Here is a 14,004-nt window from a genome sequence, read left to right as displayed (position 1 = left end):
AGGTTTAAAGGGCTCTGTGTCCGATGTCTTTTCTATAAAACGTTTTGGGAGCCTGGATATTTTCCAGGAAGGAATAAGCTCGAGATACCGAACTCTTTAGATCGGATCCGTAGGCTACGACTCCGAGAATTCTCCCCCCGGATGAAAAAACTTTTCCATCTTTTTTTAAAGTTCCCGCATGAAAAAGATAAGTGTTTTGACCAGTCGTTTCGGGTAGATTTAAAGAAATATTTTTTTCGTAAGAATCCGGATATCCTTGCGCGGCGAGTACTACTACGGTAGCGGCGCCTTTTTTTACGGAGGCTTGGATCCCTTTGATTTTTCCGGTGGACGCTGTATAAAGAAGTTCTAATAGATCTCCTTCCAACATCGCGAGCACACATTGAGTTTCGGGATCGCCGAATCTACAATTGAATTCCACGACCCGAGGCTCGCCATCGGAAGAAATCATCAGCCCCGCATAGAGAAGTCCTCTGTAAGGATGTCCTTTTTTGCGGAAAACTTCGAACATTCTATCAAAGACTTGTTCTTTCACTTTTTCTAAAATAGAATCCGTTACTACCGGCGCCGGGCAATAAGCGCCCATTCCGCCCGTGTTCGGTCCTTGATCTCCGTCATACGCTCTTTTGTGATCCTGCGCTGCGGGTAATAAAAAGTAGGAATCTCCGTCCGACACCGCGAAGATGGAAGCCTCTTGTCCGTCCATGAATTCTTCGATCACAACTTGGTTGCCGCTTTCTCCGAACTTTTTGTCCTCGAAAATTTCCTTGAGCGCGTTAACCGCCATCTCTTTGGTTGTCGCTACGGTTACGCCTTTTCCCGCCGCGAGTCCGTCCGCTTTGATGACGATCGGAATCGTTTTAGATTCCAGGTATTTAAGGGAACTTGAATATTCAGTAAACGTTGAGTATTCCGCGGTGGGGACTTTCGCTTCCGTCATCAGAGATTTTGCGAAATCCTTGGATCCTTCGACCTGAGCACAATAAGAATCCGGTCCGAACGTAGGGATTTTGAGCTCCGCGGTCCAATCCGCAAAGCCGGCGACCAGAGGATCTTCGGGACCGACTACGATGAAATCAAACGGATTTTGTTTTAAAAAAGACTGAACCGATTCTTTGGATAAAACGTTGAAAGAATTAGAAGGCAGAATCTCCTGATCCGGAAAACCTCCGTTACCCGGAAAAACCTTCAATTCGCTTAACAACGGCGATTTTCTGAGGTGAAATGCAATGGCGCTTTCTCTTCCCCCCGAACCGATCAGAAGAACTTTCAGCTTAGCCTGCAAGATTTTGAATCCCCTTTTTAAGAACTTCCACTTTGTCTATCAAGGTGTTCAACTTTTCTCTTTCTTTCTCGACCACGTCGGGAGCGGCCTTGGAAAGGAAGCCGGGATTCGCCAGTTTTGTTTCCAGTTTTTCCTTTTCGATCTCCGACTTCTGAAGTTCCTTTTCGAGTCGGGCTTTCTCTTTTTCGACGTCGATCAATCCTTCCAAAGGAAGAACGATTTCACCTTTTGTAAAATGAGAAACCGAATCCGTTTTCTGAACTTCGTATGCGGGGTCGACCTTGATGGATTCTAATCTTGCGAGTTGAAGAAGCGAAACTTCGTTTTCTTGAACCGCGGATTGCGCCAAGGAATCTCCGGATTTGACGATCGCCTTGCACTTCTTATCCGGCGTGACTCCGTTTTCGGCGCGCATAACGCGGATTTTGGTTACGATCTCCTGAAGAAGATTCAACTTTTGAACTCCTAACGCGTCCGAAGAAATCGGATACGCTTCCGGATAAGCGGTCGTCGCAAGAAACTGGTCCGAAAATACGGAATGGACCTCTTCGGTTAGGAAAGGCATAAAAGGATGCAAAAGTCCTAATGCACGGGTAAGAACGTCGACGAGAACCTGCTTCGCCACTTCCGAGGAACGAGGAGAAACTTTACCATAGGCTCTCGGTTTTACGAGTTCAATATACCAATCGCAAAAATCGCCCCAGACAAATTCGTAGATCGAAGCCGCCATTTCGTAAAAATGAAATTTAGAATGAGCCTTGTCGTATTCTTCCAAACAATGATTGAATCTGGAAAGAATCCACTGGTCCATCGGTTCCAAATCCTTTTCGATCTCAGGAGTGATTCCCGTCGGAGTAAAGGATTCTTCCAAGTTCATAAGAATAAAACGGGAAGAATTCCATATCTTATTGCAAAAAGAACGATAACCGTCTAACCGCGATTCGTCGAAAAGGATGTCCTTTCCTTCCGGAAGAGTCGCAGCCAAGAAAAAACGGAAAGAATCGGTTCCGTATTTTTCCATCATTACAAGCGGATCGATTACGTTTCCGATCGACTTGGAGAATTTCTTTCCGTCTTTGTCCCTTACAAGGCCGTGTATTAGTACTTTATGAAATGGTGGCGCTTCCATGAATTTCATTCCCATCATGATCATTCTGGAAACCCAGAAGAAGATAATGTCGAAGCCGGTCACAAGAACGGAAGTGGGATAATATCTTTTTAGATCCGCGGTTTGATCCGGCCATCCCATGGAAGAAAACGGCCAGAGCTGGGAGGAAAACCAAGTATCGAGCACGTCCGGATCGGGTTCCACTTCTTTGGATCCGCAGGAAGGACAAGTAGTCACGGGGGTTTCCGATACCTCTATGTGCTTGCAGGTTTTGCAATGATACGCTGGAATTTTGTGGCCCCACCAGAGTTGTCTGGAAATACACCAATCTCGAATGTTGTTCATCCATTCGAAGAAGGTTTTTTCCCACATTCTCGGGACGAATTCCACTTGGCCGGTTTGAACCGCCTTTACCGCGAGGTCCGCAAGAGGTCGAATCTTTACGAACCATTGCGTGGAAAGATACGGTTCGATCACCGCTCCGCCTCTGGAGTTGTGTCCGACTGCGTGGATATGATCTTCGATTTTTTCGATGAGTCCTTTTGCTTCGAGATCAGCTACGACTTTTTTACGAGCGTCGAAACGATCCAGGCCGCGATAAACTCCGGCGTTATCGTTCATCGTTCCGTCGGGGTTCATGATAAGAAGCGGTTTGAGTCCGAGTCTTTGTCCCGCTTCGAAGTCGTTCGCGTCGTGAGCCGGAGTGATTTTGACTAGTCCGGATCCGAATTCTTTGTCCACGAACGAATCAAAGAGAAGAGGGATTTGTCTGTCGGCGAGAGGGAGATCTAAAACTACGTCCTTCAATGACGAATAACGTGTATCTTCCGGATTTGCACAAACCGCGACGTCTCCGAGCATGGTTTCCGGTCTCGTCGTCGCGACTACTACGTATTGATCTTTTTTACCGTGGATCGGATATTTGATATGATAGAGTTTCCCTTTGGTTTCTCTGAACTCGACTTCGAGATCGGAGATCGCGGTTTGAGAAGCGGGACACCAGTTGATGATTCTTTCTCCCCGATAGATCAAACCTTCGTCGAAAAGAGATTTAAAAACTTTGAATACGGCTTTGGAGAGTCCTTCGTCAAAAGTGAATCTTTCTCTGGACCAGTCGACGGATTCTCCTAAGAGTCTTTGTTGGCGAGTGATCATTCCTCCGGAATGTTCTTTCCAATCCCAGACTTTCTTCTCGAATTCTTCTCTCGTGAAGTCGGTGCGTTTTTTTCCTTCTTTCGCGAGTTCTCTTTCCACGACCATCTGAGTCGCAATTCCGGCGTGGTCCATTCCGGGAAGCCAAAGAGTGGACTTTCCTTTTTTACGTTCGATGCGGACGAGAATATCTTGAATCGTATGATTGAGTGCGTGACCGATGTGCAAAGATCCGGTGACGTTCGGAGGAGGAATGACTATGGAAAAAGATTCTTTAGAGTTCGGGTTCGGTACAAAGGACTTCTTCTCTTCCCAGAGTGAAATCCATTTGTTTTCGACTTCTTTCGGTTCGTAGCGATCGCCTATCTGCTTTTTCATGGCCGTAAAAAACAGGTTTTCCTGGATTTTCCCGGGGTCAAGAGGATTCAAACGGAACCGTCTTTTAGAGCGGAAAAATTGATTCGATCTTACTTTTTACGATAAGCGGATTTTGTCTCAAAGAGCTTTTTAGAGATAGATTTTCTGCGAGACTCGACCTTTTCATTCGGAATTCTTAACTTCGTCTTCGGCTTTAGAGCGGAACGTATTGAAGATTGAATCGCTTTGAAAGGAAAGGAATCCTTGTCTCGGACGTTGATGCAGGTTTTTCCGAAAAGAAGGCTTGGAAATTTCTTTTTGAGTTCGTTTAAAGAATCCGGACGACAGAGATAGATCGAGATATGATTTTTCTGAGAGGCAAGGGAAATCCAATTCTCATCCAGTTGGTAAGTCGGCATTTTATATTTCATCGATTCTCGGATACCGGGAAACGTATCGATAAGCCAAGTGCGAAGGGAGAGAAGCCTTTCTTTTCGGATCGAAGATTGTGATTCGATGTATTGATGGATTTCCGAAGACATAATAAACGTCGGAATCGGGATAAAAGAAAAAAGATACATATTCGTATTAGGCCGACATAGAATAGGATAAAAACTACCCGGCCTTTCCTCCGTTCAGGTTCGATAACTGGAGAGGTTTTTCTTTCGCATTATTTTTTATTTGATTTTGCTTTTCGAATTCTTGCGAGAACTTGCGGAGATTTTCCGCGGAAGAAATGATTTCTTCCTTAGGAAACGGAAACGCGGAAGGATTTTTAATTCCGAGGATCATCGAAAAAAGATCGTGAGAATATTGTCCGTTCTCATAGATCAGATCCGGGGATATATCGTTGAAGCCCAGCATATAGAGCGCGAATTTTTCGTTTTGAACGTTTTCGATCGAAAGAATGGATTCCGCTAAAAATTCGGCGGGCATCGTATTCGAGAAGGATCCGTCTTTTTGTCCTTCCTTGATGAGTTCGGTAAAAAAGGTTCGATCCCTTTTGAGCATCTCTTTTTCGAGTTTCGCTTTGAGGGAAAGATTTTCCGGAAGATAAAGCGCTTTGAGAAAGAAAAAGACCATTTCCGGATTCTTATTTACCCAGTCGAAGTGGAGCTCGTGAATAATTTTAAGTTTATCTAATGTGTTTTTCGGATTTCTGGATTCGACTTCGGAGAGAAGTCCGAGCGTTATCTCGTCCGAAAGCGTGGTCGTCAATTCCATAAGGAGTTCTTCTTTGGAATTGAAATGATGATAGAAGGTGCCTTTTGCGATTCCAAGTTCGTCGATGATATCGTTGACCGAGGTCGAATCGTAACCTTTGGAAAAGAAGAATTTTCGAGCGCATTGGAGGATGTCCTCTCTTCGCTCCTTTCCTTTTTGTTTATTTTGGTTCTTTTTTTCCATAAAACCGACCGACCGTCGGTCTATTTTTCGGAATTATGGGCACCCTGGTCAATCAGAAATCACCGATAAAATGCGGGAACTCCCGCGTTTTATCGATTTTTACGGGAGATTTTTGTTCGGAGACGCAAAATGTTTCCATTTCTGACGAAAGAATCCGGGTTTGTGAGGCCCTTTTTCTCCAAAAATGAGATTTGTTTTGATACGAGAACGATGATTTCCGAAAGGATTTTTTCATAGGAGTTCCTACAAATATGAGAGGGAATTTATGTTTGGAAGAGTTCCATTTTTGTGATAGAGAAAAGTCTCCCGAGTTTTCCGCCGCCGAAACTCAAGGATTCGCTCCCTATGAGTCGCTCATCACCCCTCCACCATCAGCGCGGCGCTCTTTACGGATCGCACCTCAGGGCGGGGCCCGCGCGTTTCACGGAGGACTTTGTCGGAACTCCGAGGAATTTCGAAAGAATCACTTCGTCGAACAGGCTCGGATTCTTCCAGGAAACTCGAAGGAAAAACGAAAAGGCTTCAGATTCTCCCCAAATAAAACGAATTTTTCAGATCCTACAAAAGTAAGAATTTTTTGATTTCGCTTAACAAAATGGAATAACCTTTTCCGGAAACGGGCTGCGAACTTTTATTCAATTCAAATTTTTTGCCGAAATCGGAAGAACCCAATTCTCCTAAAAAAGGAATTTTATATTCTTCTTCGCTTAACAATGAAAGCGCGGAGTGGACCGGGCCGATGGAAAAGCTGGCGACCTTTTTACCGAAGAAAACCGCTTCAAAAAGAGATTGTCCGAAATAGCCGATAAAGGCGCCGGACTCTGCCAGAAGCGTTTGAAATGAAAACGCGGAAACCCTGGATAAAACCTCGATTGTGTCCAAATCTGAATTTACTCCGCCGATTCTTATGACCTTTGAAAATTCTTCCTTAGCCCGCATCGTTTCCAAAAAAGAATCCAACACGGAGACGAATCGAAGTTCCAAATTTCCCGCATAACAAAGTATATACGAACCGTTCTTCGTATCCAAGGAACGCAGTCTCGGCGGAATCAGAATTTGATCGAGAGAGAAAGTCTTTTTGATTTCAGGGTGGGGGAGAATTTCAAAGTGCGAGTATTTTTTTCTATCCGATCCGAAATGATCCAGAAGGAATATTTTTGTTTTAGAATATTCTGGAATTCGAATGTCTCTCGAATCCACTACGAGAAGGTCCAAATCCCCGTCTTTGGGAAATTCATTTCTCCAAGAAGAATGGAATCCTTCCGAAGAGAGGAGCGAAAAAAGGATACGAGAACGTTCAAAATGACCGCTTCCGAACAAAACCGGATCTCCGGCTAAAATCCCGATCGTTTTCCGGGAAGAATTTCGTTCTTTCGGAGTTTCAAAGCGGATTTGTTCCACTTCCCGATTTCCTTCGAACACCTCGGGAACTTCTCGGAACAAACGAATGACTTCTTTTGCTCCGAAAAACGGATTTTGATCGTTGAGTTTCCGGAAAACCAGGGAAGTCGTCTCAAAGTCTTTGGGTTCGTCGATCGTAAGTCTGAGATTCGGAAGAATTTTTTGTTCCTCTTCGTTTAACAAAGGCGCGAGTTTGAGAATTCGGAAACGATCCGGATTTTCCTTGATATGAAGACTAACGTGCTCCCTGTGTCTTTCTTCCAAAATATTAGGAGTCCAATCCAGCGCTTCTCTTGTGAAAATTTCGCCGCCCATTCCTAGCGGAAGATTCACAACGTGAGCGAGATCCGGTTTCGAATATTGAAACGTTTGTAAAAGCTGATCCAGGTGGAGCGTATCGTAAAACGGATTGTCTCCGGTCAAACGCAGGATCCATTCCGCCTGGAGCGTTTGCGCCGCTTTCAGATAACGTTCTCTTACGTCCAAAAGACTTCCCGAAATAAAGTTGTATTTTCTTTCCTTCAGAAAGGATCGAAGTCGATCGTCGTTTTCCGGAATCAGATAAAATATCCGTTCTTCCGGGAGAAGGGTGAGCATCCGGTCTTGGATTCTATCCAAAATTGTTTTTCCGGAGCCTGACGGAAATTCCTTTAATACCTTTCCCGGAAGTCTCGTGGAATCCGTCCGCGCTTGGATAAAGGCGAAAATTTTAGGCGTTAAAAGTGTACCACTCATCGCAGTTTAGACAAGGCGCGCCGGTCTCTTCGTGTTTTCCGTTTAACGAATTGTTAAACGAAGGAAGTCCTTTTTGCCAAATATCTATTAGGTTTTCCTTATGTAGATTTCCGAATTCTTTTCCGGGAGTTTGTCTGCAGAGGGAAACGGTTCCGTTTGAATTTACGAAAAGATCCCGATTGAGATGCCAGCAAAATTCCCTTTGGATCGGAGTCAGATCAGTAACTCTTTTTTCGGGCATCAAACCGGCGAAACGATTGTATTTTTGAAGAATCACTCCGTAACCTTGTCTTTCGGTTTCGTCGACCCAGGCTTCCACTTCGTCCTCGGCTTCTTCTATCTTTAAAAATTGAAGGTAAATCCGATTTTTTGGAAATACGGTTTCCAGTTTCTCCAAGTTGGAAAGAATTTTCCCGAGCTCTTTTTTACCGTAAAGAGTTTCGTATTTATCCGGATTTCGAGTGGTAAGATTTACGATCCAAGTGATCTTTTCTTTTTCCTCGGAAGAAAGTTTTCCTAAAGATTCTAAGATCGAATCCAAATCCACGTAGAGCGCGGTTTCGATCATCAGTTCCTGCAATAGAGAAGATGAAATCGTCTTTTCGAGCAAATCCGCGAATTGCGGATGTAAAAGCGGTTCTCCCATTCCTCCGAAACAAACGCTGTATTCGTTTGAAAAAGACGCTTCCTGTTGTTTGAGAAGATTCTCCAAAAATTCCGGAGTAAGAAAAGCGCCGTCCCGATCGTTGTCGCTGAACTGTCTCGGACAAAACGTACAGGAAAGTCCGCAGCCTCTGTAGACTTCGAGTTCTAAATAAGAAGGACCGGTTCTAAACACTTCGGGATGACTCGCGATCCAAGGAAGAATTTCTTGATAACTCCAGTTCTCTTTTGTTTTGATAAAACCTCTGACCATGTTTAAGGACCTTCGGTTTTTTAATGAGAAATCCAATCGATACTGCCGCAGGTCCGGAGCGTGATAGAAAATCTCTACGTCATAGTGATTGATGTTTTTGAGAAGATATTCCTGCGCGGAAGTTTTGATCGTCTCCGGAAGACTGTTCGTGAATTCTCTGGAAAGAATCGTCGGAACGATTCCCGCCGGCAAGTTTTCGCTGTAAGAATACTGAGAAAGATAACGGTCGTGTCTTTCATATAATTCCTTGCTCAAGTTCTCGTCCAAACAAGGGAAAAGCCCGGAGAAATAAAAGAAAGAAGCGTCGTCCCAGTCCGGGTCTCCCGTTCTGGAAGGCGGCAGTTTTTCGGCTACTGCTTTTAGAAAAACGTCTTCTTGAATGTTTTCTATAATTTGAATATTCAAAAAATTATATGTGGTTTCTTTTTTTTCGAAAGGCCATGTATTGAAAAAAACGGTCGAATCGGGAAGAACTTTGGAAAGCGAGAGAAGGGAAAGCCGTAAAAGATTCTCGCCTTCGATCGGCGATAAGGACTTGATTAGAGAAACCGATTCGGAGTTAAAAAAAACGGCGGAATGAAAAATCGGAAATTTCATGACTCGGTTTGAATATCGGCGTAAGTTTCGTATTTCGAAATGCTCAAATTCAATCTAAGTGAAAAGTCTCTTCTTTCAAAGAGATTTTATTTTCTTTTCTATAGTTTTCGTCGAAGATTTGGATCGGGATTTCGGCTCTGGATTCTTTTAGCCATTTATGAAACGTATCCTCTTCCTTGTCGCGATAGAGAATGTTCTGAATTCCTCCCCTTAGATTTTCCATCGGGGTCGCCCTTTTGCCTTCGATTTTTAAAATACAATAACGTTTTCTTTCATCCCGGAATACGTCCGAAATCCCGCCGTTGGGAAGAGGGGCCGCGATGGTCGCGGTGATCTTACTGTATTTGTAAAGATCAAAGGAGGAAATCCATTCTACCATTCCTCTTCTGGATCTGAGAGTCGGATCGTTTCGCGGAGATCCTGCGACCAGAGCGAAAGAAGAAGGGTCCGCTATGACCGATTTTCTGATTTCGGAAACTTCTTTGAAGAGTTTGTTCTCTTCTTGTACGGAATCGTTTTCGGGGGCGATCGCGATGATTCTATAACGGATTTCGAATCCTACCTTGTCCTTATTTTGATTGTACCAGGTTCTGATTTCTTGTTCGTTGGGAGGAGGGACCGCGATCTTCAACTGAAGAAGTTGTCCTTTTTTGATCTGATAAGGAAGTTCGGTTACCCAGAGTTCGAACGGCATATTCGAAGACGCTTCCATCGCTTTTTCGAATTGTTTTCGATTTGCGATTCCCATCACTTCCATTCTTTTTTCGATTTCGGCTTCGACTCTTTGTTCGTTTACTTGAACGGATTCTTCCTCCGCAACAACGTCGACGATGGCGCGGTCGATGAGAAAATCTATGATTCTTGTTCGAAGCGATTTGCGGAAGTCTTCGTGTTTTAAATGTCTTTGAAGACGATTGTATTTTTCTCCGGCGTCATCCAAATCCAATTCTGAAATGGAAACCGTACCGACGGTTGCGATGACACGATTGAGAGATTCCGCGGTTTGAATCGGAGTCTGAAAGAATAGGGAAACAAACATTCCCACGGCGAGAAAGGATCTTGCGTATGTTTGTTTGGTTTTCATCCACGATTCTCCAAGGTTAAGAATACCTTTGATCTGTAAGATCCTCAGTTCTTTCCCTTGGTTCAACCGTTTTTCTAAGGCTTTTAGTTTGTTCTAAACTTTCCTATGAGTTGTCCGAGCTGTTCCGCTTGTCCGTGCATTTCTCCCGAAAAGGAAGTTAGGTCGTCGGCGCCGACCGCGATTTCTTGAGTTCCGTCGGAAATGCTCACGATCGTTTTCGTAATTTCGTCCGTTGCGCGTTTTTGTTCGAGAACGGCTTCTTCGATCTGAAGGCTGAACGTCATGAGTTCGTTTGCGCTCTGGGAAATTTCTTTCGTATTCTCTTCCTGATTTTTAACGGATGAAAGAACGTTCTTTGCGTAGCGATCGAATTCTTCCACTTGTTCTCTTAGTTTACGAAGAATCGCGGACGCTTCCGAAACTTTCGAATTTCCGTTTAATACCGCGGTGTTTGTGGAATTGACCAAGGCGCCGATTTCTTGAACGCTCGTCGAAGTTTGCGAAGCGAGTTTTCCGATTTCCTCCGCGACCACCGCGAAACCTTTGCCCGCTTCACCGGCTCTTGCGGCTTCGATCGCCGCGTTGAGAGCGAGGAGATTTGTTTTCTCCGAGATCTCGGTGATGATGGAAAGAATTTCGGTGATTCGAGAAGCGCTTTCTCCGATCGCTCCCATCGCATTCGTAGACGCGATCATCGCGTTTTCACCGGTGATTCCCTGTTCTTTGGATTGAGCCGCGAGTTGGACGAGGCCCTGCATCTCGTTGTTTATGTTTACGATTTGTTCTTTGAGTCGATCCACGTTTCCGTCGATTTCCTTCATGCTGGAAACGGCTTGTTCCATCGACTTACCGACGTTTTGCGCGGAAGCGGCCAATTCTTCCACGGCGGCGGACGATTCTTCCGCAGCCGAAGCCTGCGTTTGCGCGACATCGGAAAAACTTCTGGAAGAATCCGCCATCTTCTGAGAGGTGCTTTTGAGTTTGGAAGCGGACGCTCCGATTTCGCGAACGACTTTCAGAAGATTCTCTCGCATCTGATTCATGGAGCCGAGAAGGGTTCCGATTTCGTCTTCTTTGTCGTGTTCTTTTTCCGCGACGAGGTTCCCTTTTGCGATTTCTTCGGAAAAGCCGATCGCTTTGAGAAGACCGGACGTAATCAATTTTTGGAATATAAGATTCAGACTGAGGAGCACCACGATCAAGATCACGAGAGTGGAAATAAAACCTCGAATCAAAATTCCCAAGATATCGTCGCGATAGATAGAATCCGGAATGCTGACCTGCATAACCCAGAATCTTTTTTCTTTTCCGATGTGAAACGGAAAGAGATAGTGGCTGTGTCCGTGAGAATTAAAAATGAATTTTTTTCCTTCCTGACTTTTGACAAGATAAGAATCGAGTTCTTCTTTTTCCGGGATAGGCTTGCCGACCAAATTTTTATCAAGACCATTGACTGCGTAGATTCCCTTTGGAGAAAGAAGAGCCACGTAACCTTGATTCCGAAAAGGTTTTGTGTCTCCGATTAGATTTTGTAATTCTTCCAATTGATAATCCAAACCGGCTGCGCCGTAGTAACTTCCTTCGGTGCTGATCGGAACCACCAAGGAAATCATAAGAACGTTGATCTTTCCCTCGACTTCGTAATAATACGGATCCGTAACCAAAGGAGAATTTGTTTTTTTCGGAATTTGATACCAATCTCCGTCCGGTCCAAGGTTGTCGTAGTTTTTTGCGGCTTCTAAAACGATTTCTTCCTTGCTCTTTCCTCTGTGAAGATACGGGATAAACCTTCCCGTCGAGTCGTGTCCTTCCGTATTTCTAAATTGAGAATCCCTTCCGTCAAAACCGTTCGGCTCGTATGCGACCCAAGCTCCGTAGTAATTCTCATTTCGTTTTAATATTTCTTTGAGCGCGACTATGACTTGATTTCTCGAAGGAGTGGCATACATCAAAGGAAAACGAAAACCTCGGATGAGAGCCATTGTCGTGTCCAGATGATCTTTTACCTCGAAGGTCCAACGTTCCGCGGCGACGTTCGAACTGTTGACGACTTCGGTTTTTAAATTTTGATACGCGGAAAAGGAATTTGTTCCCGCAAGAACCGTGAAGCCGATAAAAAGTACAATGGAAAGATAAAGAGAAATGCGAAAACGAATGCTCATAGCGAAACTCCGAAGTCGTTACTCAAGAAATGGAAAAGCGTAATTAAAAGAGGATAGGACGAAAAGCTCGAGCAAAATATTGCCAAGTTATAAAAAATTGATTCGTTTCGGAGAAGACGAATCGAATTCTTTCTATGTCACATTCGAATTCGGTTTTAATAGGCTCGAAAGAAAAATCATTTCATCTCAGATTCTAATCTGACGGAAAAAGGGAGAATGTCGGAATTCCGGATGTCCTTTCTTTGGGAAAGATCTTGCTGTTCGTTGAAAACCTCTGCGGAAATTTTGAGGAGTTCCCGCAAAACTTGGCTCGGCAAAGGAAAAGTGTGGTCCACAATTCTTCAAGCCGGAACATTTTTTAGGTTCCTTCTTTCATTGGACCGAAGCTCGCCGAAAGAAAAGTAGGAGATCCTACTTTTTAGAATCTTACAAACAATTCTTCGTTTGTGGCAGGCAATCCAAAACTGAAATTTCGGTTTTTAGGAGTTGGAGAGTAAAAAAAGATCGTGGAAGAATTTGGATGCAACCGGGTCTTTTTAAAAACCCGGTCTTTGGAAAAGGATTTAGTTGGAAAGCCCGAAAACCTCGTGAATCTTATTGATCGCGATCTTCGCCTGGTCTTCCGGAATCACACAAGAGATTTTGATTTCGGAAGTGGAAATCATTTCGATGTTGATTCCGTTGTCTGCGAGAGCTTTGAACATCCCCGCCGCAACTCCGACATGAGATTTCATTCCCACTCCCACTGCGGAAACGATCGCGATACTTTCGTTGATCTCGGGTTCTTTCGCGCTTTGAGCTTTTGAAAAGGACTGAAGAATCGGCTTCGCTTCCAAAACGTCCTTTTTCGGAATCGTAAAGGAGATCGTATTGATTCCGTTATGCGGAGACGACTGGACGATCATATCCACAAGAATATGTTTCGAACTCAATTCTCCGAAAAGTCCCGCCGCTAAACCGGGTTTGTCCGGAACTCCGGCGATCGTGATTCTTGCTTGATCGCTTTTTGCGGTGACTCCGCTGACTTTTAATTTTTCCATAATTTTATCCTCACTCACCACAAGTGTTCCCGGGTTATCATTGAAGCTGGAGCGGACGTGGATTACGACGTCGTAATTCATTCCCAACTCGACGCTCCTGGAATGAAGGACGCCCGCTCCTAAACTTGCGAGTTCGAGCATCTCTTCGTAAGTGATCTGCTTATGCTTCTTTGCGTTAGGAACCACTCTTGGATCCGCGGTGTAAACTCCGTCCACATCGGTATAAATTTCACATTCTTTCGCGCCGAGAACTGCGGCAACGGCTACTGCGGAAGTATCGGATCCGCCTCTTCCCAAAGTTGTTATATTCTCGTCGGAATCGATTCCTTGAAAGCCGGCGATGATCACCACTTTGCCTTCTTGGAATGCGGCGTCGATACGGGAACGATCGATCATCTTGATCTTCGCGTTTGAAAAATTTCCGTCCGTAAGAAGTTTGATCTGAGAACCCGTAAAGGAAGTCGCCGGAACTCCGATTTCCCAAAGGGCCATGGCAAGGAGCGCCGTTGAAATTTGTTCTCCCGTAGAAAGGAGCATATCCATCTCCCGCTTCGGAGGATTCTTCGATATTTTCCCGGCGAGTTCTACGAGTTCGTCCGTCGTATGTCCCATCGCGGAAACAACGACGGCCACATTTTGGCCCTTGTCGTGATAGGATTTGATTCTTCTTGCAACGTTCTGGATTCTTTCCGGGGTTCCCACGGAAGTTCCGCCGTATTTCTGAACGATGATATTTGCCATAACCTTGAGGGTCATATTT

General features: G+C 44.6%; 9 protein-coding genes. All 9 read right to left on the bottom strand.

Annotated features, from left to right (window positions below):
* Window positions 1-4 precede the first annotated feature (4 nt).
* Window positions 5-1,285 carry a phosphoribosylamine--glycine ligase gene (purD, locus tag CH376_RS04530; protein WP_100785139.1) on the bottom strand — a complete coding sequence of 427 codons (1,281 nt, stop codon included), beginning with the start codon at window positions 1,283-1,285 and terminating at the stop codon, window positions 5-7.
* On the bottom strand, window positions 1,275-3,923 hold the full coding sequence (locus CH376_RS04525) for a valine--tRNA ligase (RefSeq protein WP_100785252.1): 2,649 nt from the start codon (window positions 3,921-3,923) through the stop codon (window positions 1,275-1,277). Before CH376_RS04525 ends, purD begins: the two co-directional genes overlap by 11 nt.
* 89 nt (window positions 3,924-4,012) lie before the next feature.
* Complete coding sequence (locus CH376_RS04520; RefSeq protein WP_243394700.1) at window positions 4,013-4,444, bottom strand: DUF1801 domain-containing protein; 432 nt, start codon at window positions 4,442-4,444, stop codon at window positions 4,013-4,015.
* Between the two features lie 73 nt (window positions 4,445-4,517).
* Window positions 4,518-5,309, bottom strand: coding sequence for a TetR/AcrR family transcriptional regulator (locus CH376_RS04515; RefSeq protein ID WP_100785141.1), 792 nt, complete (start codon window positions 5,307-5,309; stop codon window positions 4,518-4,520).
* Between the two features lie 558 nt (window positions 5,310-5,867).
* Window positions 5,868-7,445 carry a cytidylyltransferase domain-containing protein gene (locus tag CH376_RS04500; RefSeq protein ID WP_100785143.1) on the bottom strand — a complete coding sequence of 526 codons (1,578 nt, stop codon included), beginning with the start codon at window positions 7,443-7,445 and terminating at the stop codon, window positions 5,868-5,870.
* On the bottom strand, window positions 7,420-8,958 hold the full coding sequence (locus CH376_RS04495) for a spiro-SPASM protein (RefSeq protein WP_100785144.1): 1,539 nt from the start codon (window positions 8,956-8,958) through the stop codon (window positions 7,420-7,422). The genes CH376_RS04500 and CH376_RS04495 overlap by 26 nt, the downstream gene beginning before the upstream one ends.
* 49 nt (window positions 8,959-9,007) lie before the next feature.
* Window positions 9,008-10,042 carry a putative peptidyl-prolyl cis-trans isomerase gene (locus CH376_RS04490; RefSeq protein ID WP_100785253.1) on the bottom strand — a complete coding sequence of 345 codons (1,035 nt, stop codon included), beginning with the start codon at window positions 10,040-10,042 and terminating at the stop codon, window positions 9,008-9,010.
* A gap of 83 nt (window positions 10,043-10,125) precedes the next feature.
* The gene (locus CH376_RS04485; protein ID WP_100785145.1) at window positions 10,126-12,204 is read right to left on the bottom strand and encodes a methyl-accepting chemotaxis protein; all 2,079 of its coding nucleotides are present in this window, start codon (window positions 12,202-12,204) and stop codon (window positions 10,126-10,128) included.
* A gap of 563 nt (window positions 12,205-12,767) precedes the next feature.
* Entirely contained in the window at window positions 12,768-13,985 is a 1,218-nt protein-coding gene (locus tag CH376_RS04480; protein ID WP_100785254.1) for an aspartate kinase, read from the bottom strand.
* Window positions 13,986-14,004 lie beyond the last annotated feature (19 nt).

This window comes from Leptospira adleri (genome assembly GCF_002811985.1).
GTDB lineage: Bacteria > Spirochaetota > Leptospiria > Leptospirales > Leptospiraceae > Leptospira > Leptospira adleri.
This window is presented reverse-complemented; position numbering and strand designations above follow the sequence as displayed.